Source organism: Phormidesmis priestleyi BC1401 (assembly GCF_001650195.1).
In the GTDB taxonomy this organism is placed as follows: domain Bacteria; phylum Cyanobacteriota; class Cyanobacteriia; order Leptolyngbyales; family Leptolyngbyaceae; genus Phormidesmis_A; species Phormidesmis_A priestleyi_B.
On sequence record NZ_LXYR01000035.1, the window covers coordinates 36,149 to 53,986 of the forward strand.

Annotated in this window: 18 protein-coding genes; 12 read left to right on the forward strand and 6 right to left on the reverse strand. The window is 51.2% G+C overall.

The window, feature by feature from the left end:
* Positions 1-6 precede the first annotated feature (6 nt).
* Genes A8707_RS17350 through A8707_RS17360 form a run of 3 tightly spaced genes read right to left on the reverse strand, consistent with a single transcriptional unit; the run spans position 7 to position 4,439 of the window.
* A complete protein-coding gene (locus A8707_RS17350; RefSeq protein WP_068818463.1) occupies positions 7-1,110 on the reverse strand; it encodes an ABC transporter permease in 1,104 nt (367 codons plus the stop codon).
* A complete protein-coding gene (locus tag A8707_RS17355) occupies positions 1,107-3,113 on the reverse strand; it encodes an ATP-binding cassette domain-containing protein (protein WP_082906408.1) in 2,007 nt (668 codons plus the stop codon). The genes A8707_RS17350 and A8707_RS17355 overlap by 4 nt, the downstream gene beginning before the upstream one ends.
* Before the next feature lie 21 nt (positions 3,114-3,134).
* A complete protein-coding gene (locus tag A8707_RS17360) occupies positions 3,135-4,439 on the reverse strand; it encodes an HlyD family secretion protein (protein WP_068818464.1) in 1,305 nt (434 codons plus the stop codon).
* A 180-nt stretch (positions 4,440-4,619) separates the two neighbouring features.
* Between A8707_RS17360 and A8707_RS17365 the strand changes: the two genes are divergently transcribed.
* The 9 genes from A8707_RS17365 (at position 4,620) to A8707_RS17405 (ending at position 12,853) form a co-directional block, all read left to right on the forward strand.
* Complete coding sequence (locus A8707_RS17365; RefSeq protein ID WP_068818465.1) at positions 4,620-5,228, forward strand: TetR/AcrR family transcriptional regulator; 609 nt, start codon at positions 4,620-4,622, stop codon at positions 5,226-5,228.
* Positions 5,229-5,517: 289 nt separating this feature from the next.
* Positions 5,518-6,390, forward strand: a complete 873-nt coding sequence (locus A8707_RS17370) for a glucose 1-dehydrogenase (protein WP_068818466.1) — start codon at positions 5,518-5,520, stop codon at positions 6,388-6,390.
* A 66-nt stretch (positions 6,391-6,456) separates the two neighbouring features.
* Complete coding sequence (locus A8707_RS17375) at positions 6,457-8,658, forward strand: GMC family oxidoreductase (protein ID WP_082906409.1); 2,202 nt, start codon at positions 6,457-6,459, stop codon at positions 8,656-8,658.
* A gap of 15 nt (positions 8,659-8,673) precedes the next feature.
* Complete coding sequence (locus A8707_RS17380) at positions 8,674-10,011, forward strand: family 1 glycosylhydrolase (RefSeq protein WP_068818467.1); 1,338 nt, start codon at positions 8,674-8,676, stop codon at positions 10,009-10,011.
* Positions 10,012-10,315: 304 nt separating this feature from the next.
* Entirely contained in the window at positions 10,316-10,579 is a 264-nt protein-coding gene (locus A8707_RS17385; protein WP_068818468.1) for a hypothetical protein, read from the forward strand.
* A gap of 270 nt (positions 10,580-10,849) precedes the next feature.
* Entirely contained in the window at positions 10,850-11,587 is a 738-nt protein-coding gene (locus A8707_RS17390; protein ID WP_068818469.1) for a hypothetical protein, read from the forward strand.
* Between the two features lies 1 nt (position 11,588).
* On the forward strand, positions 11,589-12,164 hold the full coding sequence (locus A8707_RS17395) for a DUF4231 domain-containing protein (protein WP_068818470.1): 576 nt from the start codon (positions 11,589-11,591) through the stop codon (positions 12,162-12,164).
* 97 nt (positions 12,165-12,261) lie between these two features.
* Positions 12,262-12,504, forward strand: a complete 243-nt coding sequence (locus A8707_RS17400) for a type II toxin-antitoxin system RelN family antitoxin (RefSeq protein ID WP_068818471.1) — start codon at positions 12,262-12,264, stop codon at positions 12,502-12,504.
* Positions 12,497-12,853 carry an addiction module antitoxin gene (locus tag A8707_RS17405; protein WP_068818472.1) on the forward strand — a complete coding sequence of 119 codons (357 nt, stop codon included), beginning with the start codon at positions 12,497-12,499 and terminating at the stop codon, positions 12,851-12,853. Before A8707_RS17400 ends, A8707_RS17405 begins: the two co-directional genes overlap by 8 nt.
* Before the next feature lie 124 nt (positions 12,854-12,977).
* Here the strand turns inward: A8707_RS17405 and A8707_RS17410 are convergent, their stop codons facing one another.
* Positions 12,978-15,287 carry a toll/interleukin-1 receptor domain-containing protein gene (locus tag A8707_RS17410; RefSeq protein WP_068818473.1) on the reverse strand — a complete coding sequence of 770 codons (2,310 nt, stop codon included), beginning with the start codon at positions 15,285-15,287 and terminating at the stop codon, positions 12,978-12,980.
* Positions 15,288-15,634: 347 nt separating this feature from the next.
* Between A8707_RS17410 and A8707_RS29170 the strand changes: the two genes are divergently transcribed.
* A complete protein-coding gene (locus tag A8707_RS29170; protein WP_197484833.1) occupies positions 15,635-15,793 on the forward strand; it encodes a hypothetical protein in 159 nt (52 codons plus the stop codon).
* Positions 15,794-15,845: 52 nt separating this feature from the next.
* On the forward strand, positions 15,846-16,025 hold the full coding sequence (locus A8707_RS28340; protein WP_156518677.1) for a hypothetical protein: 180 nt from the start codon (positions 15,846-15,848) through the stop codon (positions 16,023-16,025).
* Here the strand turns inward: A8707_RS28340 and A8707_RS17415 are convergent.
* Together A8707_RS17415 and A8707_RS17420 are read right to left on the reverse strand one after the other, a co-directional pair.
* Positions 16,009-16,419 (reverse strand): type II toxin-antitoxin system VapC family toxin, encoded by a 411-nt coding sequence (locus A8707_RS17415; protein WP_068818474.1) that lies wholly within the window; start codon positions 16,417-16,419, stop codon positions 16,009-16,011. The two genes, A8707_RS28340 and A8707_RS17415, sit on opposite strands and share 17 nt — an antisense overlap.
* Positions 16,416-16,676: an AbrB/MazE/SpoVT family DNA-binding domain-containing protein gene (locus A8707_RS17420; RefSeq protein ID WP_068818475.1), complete on the reverse strand. Its 261-nt coding sequence runs from the start codon at positions 16,674-16,676 to the stop codon at positions 16,416-16,418. Before A8707_RS17420 ends, A8707_RS17415 begins: the two co-directional genes overlap by 4 nt.
* Positions 16,677-16,855: 179 nt before the next feature.
* Here A8707_RS17420 and A8707_RS17425 point away from each other — a divergent pair.
* Positions 16,856-17,838: hypothetical protein (locus A8707_RS17425; protein WP_068818476.1), on the forward strand; the 983-nt coding region annotated here is incomplete at its 3' end.

Below are 17,838 nucleotides of genomic sequence, written 5' to 3' on the forward strand. Positions count from 1 at the left end.
AGCCCTCTAGCCTGGTAACTGCATTCGACCCATGATGCGGCGGGCGATGCTAAACAGCACAAATGCCAACGCTGTTAGGCACGCGTGAGCCGTCCAAACGCCAGCCCATCCGGTGCCGCGCACAAACGCATCTCGGCTAATCTCAATAAAATAGCGAGCCGGAACAATATAGGTCACGAGCGACAACGGAAACGGGATGTTGCTCAGGGGGTAGATAAATCCCGATAACAGCAGCGCCAACAGAAATCCAGCGCTGGCTACACCTTGAACCGCAACACTGCGATTGTTTGCCCGAACGCCAATGAGTAAGCCAAACATAATGCTAGCGATCAAAAAGATACCCGTCCCGATTATAAAAGGAGTCGGATCACCCACAAACCAAATGCGAAAGACGGCACATCCTAACGCGATGACAAACAGCGCTTGCCCAATGCCCACCACGAAGTAAGCAAGACATTTGCCCAACAGCAGCTCAGCCGCACTGATGCTAGAGGCGTAGGTTTGCAAAATGGTGCCCTGCTCTTTTTCTCGCGACATCGCCAACGCTGCCAACAGTGACGGATAGATTGCCAAAATCACGCCAAACACTCCCGGCACGATGTAGAGCGATTCTTGCCGCCCCGGATTGAACCACAGTCTTGTTCGAGCGATGATTTTGCTGGTTCCCGCCGTCAATCCCTGATTCTGCACAAACGATCGAGTGAATGCCTGAATGCTGTTCTTGATCACTCGCGCATTGTTGACATCAGTGCCGTCAATTAAGACCTGGATCGTACTGGTTTTTCCGGCGGTAATCTCTCGATTAAAATCGGACGGAATGATCACAGCGGCTTTGCCAATGCCACGATCGAGCGCATCCAGTGGGTCAGATCCGCTCCACCGAACTGGAACAAATTGATTAGTTTCATATATTCCCTCGCTATATCGGCGACTGAGATTGCTGCGATCGAGATCTTGCACCACGATCGAGATATTTTTTGCCTCTAATCGGATGGCAAACCCGAAGATAAACAGCGTCATCACAGGCAAAATAAAGGCAAGCGCCAGGGTGAGGCGATCGCGACGAAATTGCGCTAATTCTTTACGGCACTGAGCGAGAATTCGTTTCATGATGGCTGCGGTTCCTTTGGAGTTGCGTGAGCCGAGCGCTGCACGACTCCGATAAAGGCATCTTCGAGCGAGAAGGGAATCGGACGTAAAGAATGAACGGTGAGATTGGCAGCGTCGAGACGCGATCGCAGATTGGGAATGTCTCGATCAGGATCATCAACGACGACGTGTAGGCGATCGGCAAAGATTGAAACCCGCCAAGACTCCATCTGCTGTTTGAGTAGATTAGAAGCCGCTTGAGTTTGGTCAGTGATCACTTCAATCAACTGTCCCGGCTGGGATGCTTTGATCTGGCTGGGCGATCCTTCTGTGACGATTTCACCCGCCACCATAAAGCTCATGCGATTGCACTGTTCGGCTTCTTCTAAATAGTGGGTAGTGACCAAAATCGCGGTGCCATTGCGAGCAAAATCGTTGATCAATTTCCAAAATTGGCGACGGGCTAGGGGATCAACGCCGGAGGTCGGCTCGTCGAGAAATAAAATATCGGGTTCGTGCATGACCGAAGCACCAAACGCGACGCGCTGTTTCCAACCGCCCGGAAGCTGTCCGGTGATCAGGGTTTCTCGTCCTTCGAGTCCGCAGGTGGCGATCACCCAGTCAATTTTTTCGCGTCTCAGCCTGCGAGGTACGCCATATATGCCGCTATAGAATTCCAGGTTTTGCAGAATGGTCAGGTCATCGTAAAGGGTGAATTTTTGGCTCATATAGCCGATGCGTCGCCTGAGTTCACTACTGCGGAGATTGCCGCGTTCTCCTCCGAGGGAAATATCGCCAGAACTCTCAGGAAGCAAGCCACACAGCATTTTAATCGTGGTCGTTTTCCCGGCTCCGTTGGCTCCGAGTAAGCCAAAAATCTCCCCGTAGCGCACTTCGACATTGACATTTTTAACGGCTTGAAAGCTGCCAAAATTCCGATTTAGGTTGTGAGAATAGATCGCAAAATCAGACGAGGAATTTTTAGTAACATCGCGATTGCCGCCTCTCGATCGCGGAAACGCCAAAGACTGTGGTGCCGATCCCTGCTGACGCAATCGAGTCACAAACACATTTTCTAGCGTAGGTTCAGCCAGATCGATCGTGGCAGCTTGCAGGTGATGTTGCTGAAATAATTCGCGCACCTCAGCCTCCCCGATTTGGGGATCATTCACCAGCACATCTAGGCGATCGCCAAAGGTCTGCACATCTGCAATAGAGCCGGACTCAGATGCCTCGGTCAACACTTGCTCGGCGGCTTGCAACTGGAGCGTATGCACTTCGAGACGATATAGTCCTAAACTGTTTCTCAACTCAGCAGGCGTGCCAATTTGCTGAATCTGACCGTCATACATTAGCCCGATGCGATTGCAGCGTTCTGCCTCGTCTAGATAAGGAGTTGCCACCACGATCGTCACTCCTTCCTCAGAAGCCAGTGCCGCCAACACATCCCAAAACTCGCGCCGAGAGACGGGATCAACGCCCGTTGTGGGTTCGTCGAGCAGCAGCACTTGAGGCTGAGATATCAGCGCACAGCACAGCGCAAGTTTTTGCTTCATGCCCCCCGATAGCTCTCCGGCAAGACGATCGCCAAAGTTCTCTAAGTTCATCAAGCGCAGATATTTTTCGCGCCGCTCAGAAAACTGGCGATCGGGCACTTGTCTAAGTCCGCTCACATAGCGTAAGTTTTCATCAATGCTGAGGTCGAGATAGAGCGAAAATTGCTGAGTCAAATATCCGATCATCAATCGCGCATCTCGTGGCGGTTGCCCCAACACTTTCACATCTCCGGTAGTCGCCTCCATCACGCCGCCCAGAATGTGAAATGTCGTGGTTTTGCCTGCGCCATCGGGTCCGATCAGCCCAAAGACTTCGCCGCGCTTCACCGCAAAATCGACTCCTCGAACTGCCGCCACCCGATCGTAGTGTTTGTGCAATCCGACCACGCGAATTACATCATCTAAAGACGCAAGACTTGGATCTCGGGCTTCTGGGATCGCACTACTCGCCACCGTTTTTTGAATCATGACTCCAACCTCCAGAGGCGATTATTGGGTCTTTAAAGAGATTTCTCCATCGGCTGGCATTCCTGGTTTTGCAAAACCCTTGGGATCGTCGATCGTTAATTTGACCCCAAACACCTGTTTGACTCGATCGTTGCGAAAGTAAATATTTTCGGGCGTGAACGAGGCTTTGGCATCGATCGCCGACACCTTTGCAGCCAGCCCTTGAGTTGGGTTAGAGTCGAGAAAAACCTTGGCAGATTGACCGACCCGAACCTTACCGATGTCGCCTTCTGGGACATAGCCTCGCAGATAAACCAAATTCAAATCCATCACGGTCAGCATCGTTTTACCCGCAGCGACGACTGCCCCAGGCTCGATCGGACGTGCCGTGACGATTCCTGCGATCGGGCTGGTTACATTCAAATAATTAAGCTGCGCCTGAATCTCTTTTTGCTTTGCTTGAGCTGTTTTGATTTGTGCCTGTGTCTGTTTGAGTTGAGCCACTGCCTGCTGGCGCTGCTGATAAAACCCCGACAGTTGCGCGTCTCGAATGTCAGGATTTAGCCCCGTCGTTTTCACTTGAGCAAAGCCTCCCTGCGCCGCCTTCAACTGATCCCGCGTCGCATTCACACCCGCCCGACGCGCTAAAAGCGTTGCCTGAGCCGTCTCAACCGAGGCTTGAGCTGTCTCAAAGGCGGTCTGCGACTGGTCAAACTGCTGGCGATCGACTGCGCCTTGAGACACTAGCTGGGCATAGCGATCGCGGTCAGTGGCAGCAAATCTCTGCGTTGCCTGAGACTGTCTGACCTGCGCCTCAGCTTGTTTGACTTGGGCGATCGCTTCTGCCAGTTGAGCAGTTGCCGCCGAAACCGTCGCTTGCGCCTGACTGATTCGCCCGGTGGCATCGCCTTTTGACTGTTTGAGATTTAACTCTGCCTCACGAATCTTGCTGTCAATTCCGTCAATTTGAGCCTGTGCCTGTTGCGCTTGTTGTTGAGCCGCCGTCACCGTTGACCTCGCGCCCCTAAGCTGTGCCTGAATTTCTTCATCATTGATCCGCACCAAGACCTGCCCTTTTTTAACTTCATCGCCCTCCCGCACCGCGATGAAATTCACCCGTCCACCCGTTTTTGCGCCGATGTCGGTTTCATAGCCTTCGAGCCGTCCGCTCAGGTGCAGGGCAGTTGGCTCTGGGTGAGGCATCAACCGCCAGATTCCATAGCCAATCCCGGCGATCGCTAGCCCGATCGGAACTAACAACAAAGGTTTAGGAACCTGCCGCCCTTTTGGTTTTGACGGCGGAGAATCTGGGAGATGCTCGGTGGGTGGGGGAACAAGCTGAGTCATGGTAGTAAGCCGATTGGAGGATGAGGAGACTCTTACCGCTGTAAAATGCTTCAAGATTACCGATCATACTAGACGGTCTAGTATGATTGAACAACGCCTAATGGAAAAAGTTAATACTCAAGAGAAGCGTCATTCCTCTGCTGTAGATGACTTAAGCCTTACCTCACGATCCGCCCCTCCATGACCTCACCCAACGTTGTTCCATTTAGCATCACGCCCAAGCAAGAGCAGATTTTGCAGGGAGCTATGCGCGTGTTTCTCAGTTGCGGCTATGCAGGCACCAGCATGGATCGCGTTGCCACAGAAGCGAGCGTTTCTAAGCAGACGATTTACAGCCACTTTGTGAATAAAGAAGGGCTGTTTAAAGCACTATTAGAATGGATGACGCTTTCCCGATTTCGAGAAGTGTATGACGGGAGCCGTTTATGCGGTGAGCCTGCAATCTTGTTGCGGCAAATCGCGAAGATCTATAGCTTCAGAGTCGCAGATCAGAATTATTTGTGTTTGATCAGGCTGATTATTGGAGAGTCCGATCGCTTTCCAGAATTAGCAAAACTGTTTACAACAACGGTGATTCAGCAGGGGCAACAGTTACTTAGCCAATACTTTGAGGCGCATCCAGAACTCGGCATCGATGACCCCGAAGCCGTCGCTCAAATTTTTTTCGGTTCTCTCGTCTCGTATATGCTGGTGCAGCATATTCTCCACGGCAAAGACGTGATGCCAATGGACTACGATCGTTTAGTTACAAGCCTGATTCACTTAGTTCTCGCGCAAAGTTCCAGATAATCAACAGTTCGGGCAGTTTTAATTAACCAACGATAAAATGCGGGCTTCAGCCTCTGTCTCAAACTGGTACTTCATCCATCATTACTTGAATTCTGTGAGGCGGCACTGAGTCTTTGCTCACTACAGCAAACCCCTATCAAATACTGCTCTGAGGAGGAAAACTACCCCGATCGACAGAGTTCGTAACGCTTTACTAAGCTTAATCTTGTGCTTGATAGGTCACAACACAACAGACTTTATATAGCTTGTAATCGCTGTGTCTCCTACAAGAAGTCCTAAAAAATCAACTATGCAAAGCCAAGAATTTCGTCCGACCTCTGAAGATATTGCAGGGCAGAAGCTTCCCTATCCTGCTAGTCAAGAAGACATGATGCCTGCCCCTGACAGCGATCTCTCTAACTATCTGCCAGCCGGAAAACTTCGAGGCAAAGTTGCGCTGATTACAGGAGGCGATTCTGGAATTGGACGGGCGGTCGCGATCGCGTTTGCAATGGAAGGAGCCGACGTTGCGATTTTCTACAACGAGAACGATGCCGATGCAAAAACCACCTGCGAGATAGTCGAGTCAAAAGGAAAGCGCTGCTTGGCGATTAAAGGAGACGTTCGCAAATCTGAAGACTGTCGCCATGCAATAGATCACGTTGTCACTGAGTTGGGCGGACTCAATATTCTCGTCAACAATGCAGCGTATCAAATGGCTCAAAAAAAGTTTGAAGACGTGAGCGAAGAGCAGTTTCGTCGCACGCTCGAAACCAATATTTTTGGTTATTTCTACATGGCAAAAGCCGCGCTTCCTCACCTCAAAGAAGACGATGCCATCATCAACACAGGCAGCATTGTTGGATTAGTCGGCAATGAGATGCTGATTGATTATTGCGCGAGCAAAGGTGCTATTCATGCGTTCACCAAAGCGTTAGCGTTAAACTTAGGATCGCGTAAGATTCGCGTTAACGCAGTCGCTCCCGGTCCGGTTTGGACTCCGAATATCCCAGCAACGATGCCGATCGAGGAAGTCGAAAATTTTGGTCATGAAGTAGCGATGGGTCGTCCGGGTCAACCCGAAGAGCTTGCTCCAGCTTATGTTTTTCTAGCATCGCAAGACTCAAGCTTTATGACTGGCAGCATTGTAGAAGTGACTGGCGGCAAATTGTCGAGTGGTTGATTAGACTTTTCAGATCCACAAAACTTTCATCAAGCAAAGGGCTTAGTTCTTTACTCAACGCTAACAATGGAGCAGAGTCCTTATCCATCAGGAACGGTTCGTCAGCTACTCAAAACCTCATACGTCACACCCAAAACAAAGGACGTTCTCGAAGCGAGATTGGCAGAGAGTTCTACCTTAAAGCCTAGCTTTTTTGACACAGCATCTTTTGCAATTTTGCAAGCAGTATCCGATCGTTTCATCTCCCAATCTCACGGCATCGATCTGGCTGGCGCGCTCGATCGACGCTTGGCAATCAACACGGGAGACGGCTGGCGATATAACACGATGCCCCCTGACCCGATCGCCCATCAAGCGGGGTTGCAGGGAATCGAAGAGAGCGCTCAGATTATGTTCGATCGTAGCTTTATCTCATTATCCGAGATAGAGCAAGACATACTACTAAACAGCCTTCAGCAGGGCACAGCACCCGGAGAAACTTGGCAACAGATTCCTGCATCGCGATACTTTGAAGAGTTGCTGGTAGAACTCACTGAGACCTACTACAGCCATCCACTTGCACAAGAGGAAATTGGCTATGTAGGAATGGCAGATGCACAAGGTTGGAACGCGATCGGACTAAACCAGTTAGAATCTTGGGAACCCCAAATTGGAGAAGCTATTCCGTCGCGGGTGATGCAGACACCAACGCTTCAGACAACCCAAGTTGGATTGCAAGAAACTATTGATTTGCAACGCTATGCATTAACCGATGTTGTCGATGCAGTAGTGATTGGCACAGGCGCAGGTGGGGCACCTCTATTAGCACGATTGGCACAAGCAGGACTTCGCGTCGTCGCTTTAGAAGCGGGACAATATTGGAATCCTGCTGAAGATTTTGCAACCGATGAACGATCGCAGTCTAAGCTGTTTTGGCGAGACGAGCGGCTCAGTGCAGGCGAAGACCCGATCGCGTTTGGCAGCAATAATTCTGGAATCGGAGTAGGTGGCTCTACGCTGCACTACACCGCGTATGTGCCCAGACCTCACCCCGACGACTTTCATCTCCATCGAGACTTTGGAGTCGGCATGGATTGGGCAGTCCAATACGATGACCTGAAACCCTACTACGACGAGGTAGAAAATTTTCTCGGCGTTTCGGGCGCGTCTCCCTACTTGTGGGAACCCGATCGCAAACCCTATCCGCTGCCGCCGCTGCCGCTCAATGGCGCAGCACAACTGATGCAGCGAGGATGCGACTCACTGGGCATTCAGACTTCTCCTGCGGCAAATGCGGCAGTGTCGGCACCCTATTTTCAACCCGGCGTGGGCTGGAGAGCCGCCTGCACGAATCGCGGATTTTGTCAGGCAGGCTGCACCACAGGCGCAAAAGCCAGTATGGATGTCACGTTCATTCCGCTGGCGATCGAGCATGGGGCTGAGGTGCGATCTAACTGCTTTGTGACGGGGTTTGAGCGCGATCCAGAAGGTCGAATCACCGCCGTAATCTATGTGCAGGCAGGAGAAGAAAAACGTCAGCGGTGCGGCACCGTGTTTTTGTGCGCGGGCGCGATCGAGACTCCGCGATTGCTCTTGCTCAACAATCTCGCGAACTCTAGCGGTCAAGTCGGACGCAACTTTATGGCGCATCCGGGTGTGCAGGTGTGGGGACAGTTTTCAGAAGACATCAGACCGTATAAAGGCATTCCCGGTGGGTTGATCTCAGAGGACACACACCGCCCAAAGGATGCGAATTTTGCAGGCGGATATCTGCTGCAAAGTATTGGCGTGATGCCTGTCACTTATGCCTCGCAGGTCGCACGAGGAACAGGATGGTGGGGCGATCGCTTACACTCTCACATGATTCAATACAATCACACGGCTGGTATCAATATTCTGGGAGAGTGCCTTCCCTCTGAGCATAACTATCTGGAATTGTCAGACGAACGGGACGATCGAGGATTGCCGAAACCTCGCGTTCACTTCACCAATGGCGAAAATGAACGCCGCATGATCGCTCACGCAGAGTCGTTAATGCGTCAGATTTGGGAAGCTGCGGGTGCGGAGAATCTGTGGACATTTCAGCGCAGCGCTCACACGATCGGAACGTGTCGCATGGGCACCGATCCCGCTCAATCCGTGGTCAATCCAGACGGCAAGGCATTCGATGTGCCAAACCTTTATATCATGGACAATTCAATCTTTCCGAGTGCACTGAGTGTGAACCCCGCTCTCACGCTGATGGCACTCTCATTGAGAACTGCCGATCGCTTTCTCCAACAGATTTAATCAGGAATTAACACCATGACAGCAGGATTTTTAGATTTGATTCAACAACGCTACGGAGACGGTCAATATCCCGGTGATAGCAACGGCGGCGCATCAGGAGCGACTGGACAAGGACAACCCAGCAAGCGCCCCGGCAACTTCATGTTTGCAACGGGAATCGAATGTTCTTACCCAACCATTGATCACGGAAAAACTCGCCGCGATGAACTGGAAGAATGTGGTCATTATCAACACTGGCAAAAAGATCTGCATCTGGTTAAAGATCTCGGTTTAAATGTCTTGCGATACGGCTTACCTTATCATCGCATTCACCTTGATGCCGGACGCTTTGACTGGAGTTTTGCCGATGAAGTCATGCACGAAATGCAGCGACTAGAGATCACACCCATTCTTGACTTAATGCACTTTGGTGTTCCTGACTGGTTGGGCAACTTTCAAAACCCCGAACTGCCGATTCACTTTGCAGACTATTGCGCGGCAGTTGCCGATCGCTATCCGTGGGTTCGTTATTACACGCCTGTAAACGAGATCTATGTGACCGCACGAGTCAGCGCTAAAGATGGAATTTGGAACGAGCAACTCAAGAGCGATCGGGCGTTTGTAACGGCTATGAAGCATATCGTCGCTGCCAGCATTCTCGGCACTCAAAGCCTTGCCCAGAAACGCCCCGATCTCGTCGTGGTGCAAAGTGAGAGCGCTGAATATATCCACGAAGCTTGCTCGGCTCAGTCTCAAGAAGTCAAGTTGCTCAACAAACTTCGCTTTCTGTCACTGGATTTGCTCTACGCGTTTCCGCCCGATGCCGATGTCTGTATGTATCTGCTCGACAACGGCTTAACTCGCGCCGAATATGACTGGTTTATGGCTGGTGAGCCACCTGGATATCAGGTGATGGGCAATGACTATTATGGACGCAACGAGCGCATTCTCTTACCCGATGGCACGATGTGTCAGAGTGGAGACGTGATGGGTTGGTACCAAATTACTAGAGAGTATTACGATCGCTATCGCAAACCCGTGATGCACACGGAGACGAATGTGTTAGATGCTGAAAAAGCACCCTGCTGGTTATGGAAACAGTGGGTCAACGTGCTGCAAATGCGAAAAGACGGCATCCCAGTATTAGGGTTCACCTGGTATAGCCTGATTGACCAGATCGATTGGGATATCGAACTCGCTGAGAAAAAAGGCACTGTGAATCCCTGCGGTTTGTTTGACTTAAAGCGAAATCCGCGTCCTGTTGCTCAGGCATATCGCGACTTGCTAAAAGAATTTGGACAGATGACGATCGTGCCTCATGGCGAAATGTTTGAGGTCACGAGTCAGCCCGCTCGCCTCAAAGTAGAGGTTTGATGAGCGGGTTCTGCCAGCTACAATTTCGCTTTGATTCGGATCAAAGCACCGAGGCAAATGGGCAAAACTTAGCTGATGGCAAGAACGCTAAATCACGCGAGACAAAAGGGCTATCAAACGATTTTCTTTAGTTTTCAATGGGCGAATCGATAATAGACCTCCTGCATGAATAAACTTCTCAATACAAACTCTCTCAGATCTCGCTCCGTTGAGGTCGGTTTGTGCCCCCTAAATCCCCCAGAATGGGGGATTTAGGGGGCGTTCCCAGATTCACGCAGGGGGTCTAACGTTTTTTGGATTTGTTGTGGCAATTGAACTGCACGACAAAATCCAAACGTCAGCCCCTCTGAACCTGCGAAAGTGGAGCCTCGGCAATGGTAGAAGAGCGATCGGTGAAATCATAAACACAGCAAATGAATGTGCCGAAATAGGAAATGCGATTGCATCTAATGCTACCAATAACATTCAAAGTAACCGTTGGGCAACTAGGATGAAATCATCGGAGACCGTCGATCGCCGTGATTCAACCACTCAAAAAATGATCCATTTTGATGAGTTCATTGAATAATATCTAAAGAACTCAGAGAGTCGTTGCAAGCGGTTTCAACGTCTCTGATCAATTCAGCAGTCAAGGGTGTCCTACTTAAGCTGATTTAATTAAAGAAACGAATGCTAATTTTAGATTTGCGATCTCCGATCGGGAAAGCTTAGTGGATAGAGGATTCTGGGATTCCTATTCACACCTTCAACGGTTGAGACGGTGTAAAATGTGCCTCTGCACTGCTTAAAATCACCGCTTGGTCGTGAGATCGCTCTTCATCCTAGCCGGAACTGTATCATGTCCCCTTGCACCATCACGTTCTCCGATCGCACTGCCACTGTTGTCTCCGTCGAGTCCTTGGCAGAGTTTCCAGGCATCCTCAACAACACCGATATTCCTCAATCTCGTCCCACCCTTGTGGTGATTGGCGGTGCTAGTCGGCTCAACCCAGAAGACTCCGATCGGGTGCGGCTCCTCTTTACCCAAGCCCTCGCCCCGATCGCTCAACGCTATCAAGCGGTAGTCGTGGATGGCGGCACCGACACTGGAGTGATGCGCCTTATGGGTCAAGCACGAGCAGAACTGCACGCCACCTTTCCCCTCATCGGAGTCAGCCCGATCGGGCTTGTGACACTACCTGGTCAAACTTCGACTCTAGAAGACGCTGCCCCTTTAGAACCCAACCACACGCATTTCTTTCTCGTTCCTGGCGCTCGCTGGGGAGACGAATCGATCTGGCTTGCCCAAGTTGCCAGCGCGATCGCTGCCGATGCGCCCTCCATCACCGTCTTAATCAACGGCGGTGACGTGACGTGGGAAGATGCCACGCAAAATGTGAACATGGGACGATCGCTGATTGTCGTTGCTGGATCAGGCAGAACCGCCGACATTCTGGCGGCGGCTGTCCACGGAGATGTGAGTGACGATCGAGCCAAAAAATTGATTCAAAGTGGATTAGTGCGGTCTATCGATCTAGCGGATGGAAGTGCGGCTCTAGCTCAGATAATAGAAGCAGCATTTATGATTAAGAGATAAAATGTCTACCGATCCTCAGCCCTCAAACTTGACCTATAACCAGCAGCTAAAGCAGAAGTTTGACAGCCTTATTGACGACCTAGAGATCGAATCGCTACACAAAGAGTATCTCAAGTCTCGCTGGCTCGATCAGGTGCTGTGGATGGAAGACCGCGCCACTCAAATGCGAAACTGGCATCGTCGATTGCGCTTAACGGTGATTGTTGCCAGTGCCATCGTCCCGATTCTCGTTGCCCTCAACTTTAATGAAGACAAAGCGTTTGACAAGTGGCTCAAAGTCGGAACAATTAGCATTAGTGCCCTCGTAACGGTGAGTTCGGCAGTGGAAGCGTTTAATCAGTTCGGCGATCGCTGGTATAGCTATCGTCGATCGGCAGAGCTTCTCAAAACCCACGGCTGGCAGTTTTTGCAGTTGGGCGGCGTGTATCGGACTTACAAAACACATGCTGAGGCGCTACCCGTTTTCACTGAGCAGGTCGAGGGAATCATTCAGCGCGATGTGGATGTCTACACGGCTGAAGCGGTGAAAACTCGAAAACGAGACGACGATGAGCCAGAGAAACCTCCTAATAGTTAGGATGTGTGCGAAGTCCATCACAGACCCTACATAAAATTAGAGAACTCAAGTCAGCTTGCTACAATTTCAGCAGAACCAGAGTTAACCCAGCATCGCTATGCAAGAAATTGAAGTGCAAGGCACGATCGACGAACAGGGCTATATTCGGCTTGACCAACCGCTCAAGATCAGTAACCGAAGCAATGTTCGCATCATTGTGATGGTTCCTGAAGACTCTGAACTGGATGGCTATGATGAGCCAGATGAAAGTGTCTTAGCTGGACTGCGCCAAGCCCTCAGCGAAGTTAAGGCAGGTAAAACAATTCCGCTGTCTGAGCTTTGGGACGGCATTGATGAGTGATGAAGGCTCTATAGAGATTATTGCTGCTCCTGAATTTCAGCGACGAGTCCGCGATCTCTCCAAAAAATATCGTCAAATTCGTCGCGATCTTGAACCTGTTCTCGCGCGGCTTCGAGTTGGGGAGTTTGTGGGCGATCAGGTTCAAGGAACGGGTCATACCGTCTTTAAGGAACGAGTCAAGAACAGTGATATTCCAACAGGTAAACGAGGGGGATATCGACTGATTTATCAACTCGTTTCTCCAATGTGTGTTGTTCTACTTTTGATTTATCCAAAATCAGAGCAGTCTGATGTGCCTGCTAAGGACATCATCAGCATCATTAAAGAATTTAATTCGCCTGAAGAGTAGCGTGAGCAACGCAGTCATCACGTTGGAATAGATCGAGCGATCGTTGTTTGTGAAGTGCGATCGCAGGTCAAAATCATCGATGCAATTCGCCATCATCGTTCTTGCACTGCATTCTCTACTCCCCTCATTTCGAGGTGCGTTGCGCTTGCCAGCTTTCGCCGAGTTGGGTCTCGCATTGTTTTTGCTCGGTGGTCTGCTTGGGGTCGTCGAGGATGTAAGTCTTGAGGCGTTGGCAGGCGCGGCGGAGAAGGCTGTCGAGGTTGAGGTCGATGCGATAGAGTTTAACGATCGAGTTCTTGGAATCAGGGAGGGGTGCGCCGAAATAGGAGGGTCGAGTGACGATGGCGATCGTCTGCCAATCTAGACTAAATGTTGGAGAACCTCCCTCAAATTGACCTAATTGATTGCCGTCTCTGTCCCAGAGTTTGGTGCTGCCATCCAATCCCCCTATGGCGATGCGGCTCCCATCGGGGCTGAATGCCACACTATTAACGATGCCTTGATTGCTGTTGATACTGGTGATGGGTTTGCCGTCTCTGTCCCAGAGTTTGGTGCTGCCATCCAATCCCCCTATGGCGATGCGGCTCCCATCGGGGCTGAATGCCACACTATTAACGATGCCTTGATTGCTGTTGATACTGGTGATGGGTTTGCCGTCTCTGTCCCAGAGTTTGGTGCTGCCATCCAATCCCCCTATGGCGATGCGGCTCCCATCGGGGCTGAATGCCACACTATTAACGATGCCTTGATTGCTGTTGATACTGGTGATGGGTTTGCCGTCTCTGTCCCAGAGTTTGGTGCTGCCATCATATCCCCCTGTGGCGATGCGGCTCCCATCGGGGCTGAATGCCACACTATTAACGATGCCTTGATTGCTGTTGATACTGGTGATGGGTTTGCCGTCTCTGTCCCAGAGTTTGGTGCTGCCATCATATCCCCCTGTGGCGATGCGGCTCCCATCGGGGCTGAATGCCACACTATAAACGCCGTCTTGATCGCTGTTGATGGTGGTAATGGGTTTGCCGTCTCTGTCCCAGAGTTTGGTGCTGCCATCATCTCCCCCTGTGGCGATGCGGCTCCCATCTGGGCTGAATGCCACACTCCTAACGATGCCTTGATTGCCAGGGAGTCTTGTTCCTTTAATTTTTTCTAAGCCAGATTGCAGCGCTAAGATTGGGCTAAGAGCAGGATACTGATCCAGCGATTTGCCCTGTCCCCACTTTTGCAACTCAAAGCCTGCCTGCATCGCTAACCGCAAGCCATCGGCTTGATCTACATCAAATCGTCTCAACGCTATAGACCCTAATCGCTCAATCTGCGTCCCCGCCTTTGCTTCAACCTGAAGCGCCACTGCTGCTTTTTGTTGATTTTCTGCCACCCTGACTGCTGCATCTGCCTGCTGTCGCCGTTGCTCTGCCACCTTTGCTTGCTCACTTGCCGCCTGCCTCTGTTGCTCTGCCTGCGCCACCTGCCCCTGCGCCGCCCGAATCTGCCGTTCTGACTGCGCCAACACCCGCGCTTGTTCTGCCTTCGCTTGCGTCACCGCCTTTTGAGCTTGTGCAGCCTTCGCGTCTGCTGCTTTTAGCTTCGCGTCTGCTGCTTTGACGTGTCGATCGGCTTGCTGAGTAATCGCATCCGCTTGGTGCTGTGCCGTTGTCACCTTCTGGTCTGCCTGTTGCTCCGTTTCTCGCGCCTTCTGAGTTGCTGTCGTTGCGTCCTTAGTTGCTTTCAGCGCCAAACCTCCAGCCACACCTGCCCCAATCAGCGTTGCCACCAACACACCAGCGCCAATCTGCACCATGCGCGTTGCTCGCCGCCCCGCCCTAAGCAAAATCGCCGCCGCTTCCTCACTGGTCTGACTCGCTCGAATATATTCCCGTTGTAACTCTGTGGGCTTCGGCTGCTGCTGGTCTGACTGCACGAGCCAAGCCTGCGATCGCACTAAATCCTCCCCCCGCAGCACAAAACTCGGATTCCGTCCCTCCTTTTTCCACTCGATCGCTTTCTCTAAAATCCGTGTATGGGTTCTGACCTGATCTAAGTCGGTGTCGATCGCGGTCGTCAACTGCTCAAAGCCGTGAGCAAAGTCATCTGTCTGCCGAAAAAACAGCCAATTGTGCTTCGACAACATCGGATGCACCTTTGCCGCCTCGAAGCCCTCACGATGCACGATCGGCACCAGTCTTTTATTGTGCTTTACGGCGTGGTCGATCTCTTGGCGGCAAATGTCGGATGCTACCGAATCAGGACTGATTACAAACACAAAGGTATTTGTCCCTTCGATGCCGCGTTCGATCTCCTGCCACCAATCTGCCGTGAGTGGAATCGCCTGCCAATCGACCCAGATCTCTCGCTGTTCTCTGTGCAGAGCATCATGCAGCGATTGCACAAAGGCTTTGTCCTTCCGAGAATATGAGAGAAAAACGTCAGTCATAGGATCAGTGGGAGCTTTTCATTCCATCAGTAGAATACAAGTCTGGTCTGCCGATGTCAGTAGGGTTACAGAATGTCGTTACAGAGATAGCCCGATCGAGCTTCGACGATCGCCCTTTGAGAAGATAGAGCAGGGTCAAGTTTAGAGCGATCGCATAGGATCAAAGAAGTCGCGAGTATTTAGAAAGTTATAACCATAGGCGATGTGCAACTTCTCTCAAATGCTTGAAAATACAGCCCTCACCCTAACCCTCTCCCCCAGGAGAGGGAACCAGAAAGAATCTGAAAGCCCTTCTCCCTAGGGAGAAGGGTTGGGATGAGGGTGAATTGGTTACACATCACCTAACCATGTCTCTAGCTGAGCTAATTCCTTTGGTGAATGACCTGAATCAGTCAGGCGAACTAACGCTCTTCAAACTCTTAGCGGCACAGGTTCCAGATGCCAAACTGCGGGTTGTGTTTTCTGCGTCAGCGTATCCTGTTGGGTCGCCGTATGATGCAACCTAAGCCGCAGATGTTCTGATGCAAATGATCAAGGATGACCGAGAGGCATCGACTCATGCTTAGTACGATCGAGGTTCCGTTTGCGGATGGTGAAGCATTGCCGACGGTAACACAATTCCGATGTCTGAGCTTTGGGATGGCATTAATGAGTGATGAAGGCTCTATAGAGATTATTGCTGCTCCTGAGTTTAAGCGACGAATCTGCGATCGCTGCCTCTCTATCGAATTAGTCTAATGGAAACACCAAGCCTCAGATTTGCCCATGCACTATCGCTCGTTAAGGCGGGAAGTTGTAACTGAAGCGCTAGGGCGAGACAGGCGCGATCGCCTAACGATAAGCCGAAGGATCGAGTTGGCAACCGCAGCTTGGCAATCTCGCAAGCCAGAAATTCATCTAGAGGTTGGATGTATAGTGCAGTGTTTAATAGTCCTTGCGTGGTGAGGCGATGGGTCACTTCATCGGGATCTTGTCCTCGCTCAACAAGTTTGGAGAGAGTTTCTGCCCAGTTGACGGCGCTCATCACTGCACCTTGCATCAAAGCAGTTTCGACGATATCTGCACCAGATTCGTCACCTAGATACGCTAGCAGCGCGGAGGCATCGAGAACAGATTGAGCAGAAGCAGTCATGGTTGGTTTTCTTGCTGGGCTTCTTGACGACGATCGCGAATCAATTCATCAGAGAGATTTGTGTCAGCAGCGCTGTCTTTGAAGATGCCGCGTAGAGAGCGCAGTTGTGATCTCAGATTGGTCAGATGGAGGGTGCCGTCTGGGTTGAGGGTCAGGATGAAGCGATCGCCGGGTTGAAGACTGAGTTGATGGCGAATGGCATCTGGTAAAACGAGTGCGCCATCTTCGCTGAGTTCCAAAGTGTGTGATTCAGACATAGGGGTTTGAGACGAGGCTTTAGATTTCAGTATAGCGATCGCTCCGCATTACGCCGGGTTCGTGGTTGTGATCACGTTGTAATTTTTGGTGAAATCTCATCCCGATCGGGTGCGACCTCTACTTGATTTAGTAGGTCAAGCATGATATCACTGAGTGAGGCAACCAAGAGGTGGTGAGTATGAGCGCTCAATTGCTGAGTCAAGAAGGGACGCAAGTCAGGATAGAAGTGACGATAGACCTGAGTCATTCGCTGCTGACCAGTGAAGAAGCGATTCAGGAAAGCCTCAACGAGGCGGGTCGTATTGCCACTACAGCCGCTCTTGAGTATCTGGACACCGACGGTTCAGCCATTGAGATTGCCGGAGAGGTGATGCGAACCAAAGGCAAGCAGCCCAAAGCGTATCAAACGCCCTACGGAGAAGTCGTGATTGAACGCCATGTCTATCAGCGCTCTGGAGGCGGGAAAACGGATTGTCCGCTAGAGCGAGCGTCTCGCATCATCATCACCTCCACGCCTCTGTTTGCGAAACAAGTGTCCTCGAAACTGGCGTATGGTTCCGCCCGAGACGTGCAGCGAGACTTGGCTGAGAATCATCAACGCCCGGTCGCCGTGTCCTACATCCAGCGTCTCAGTGAAGCGGTGGCCACGATCATTGAGGTGAAAGAAGAAAGTTGGGACTATGTGCCCCCTCAACTAGACGCTGAAATTGCCAGTGTTGCCATTGGCTTAGATGGCACCTGTATGCTGTTGTGCGACACCGGATGGAGAGAAGCCATGGTCGGCACCATCAGTCTGTATGACGCGTTTGGAGACCGACAACACACCATTTATATGGGAGCCACCCCCGAATATGGCAAGGCGACGTTTCTGGAACGGCTAGAGCGAGAAATCGCGCGCACGAAAGCCCGTTATCCCCAAGCCACCTATCTCGGAATTGCGGATGGGGCAGCCTCAAACTGGCAATTCCTCAACCGCCATACCCACGAACAAGTGCTGGATTTCTATCATGCCTCTGGGTATCTCGGTGCGGTGGCGGTGGCCCTCTATCCCATTAATTTAGCCCAGCAACGGCACTGGCTTCAGGAGAGTTGTCATCATCTCAAACATGACCCAGGGGCAGCCACTCACCTCTATCAACAGATGCTGGAGTTATCTCAATT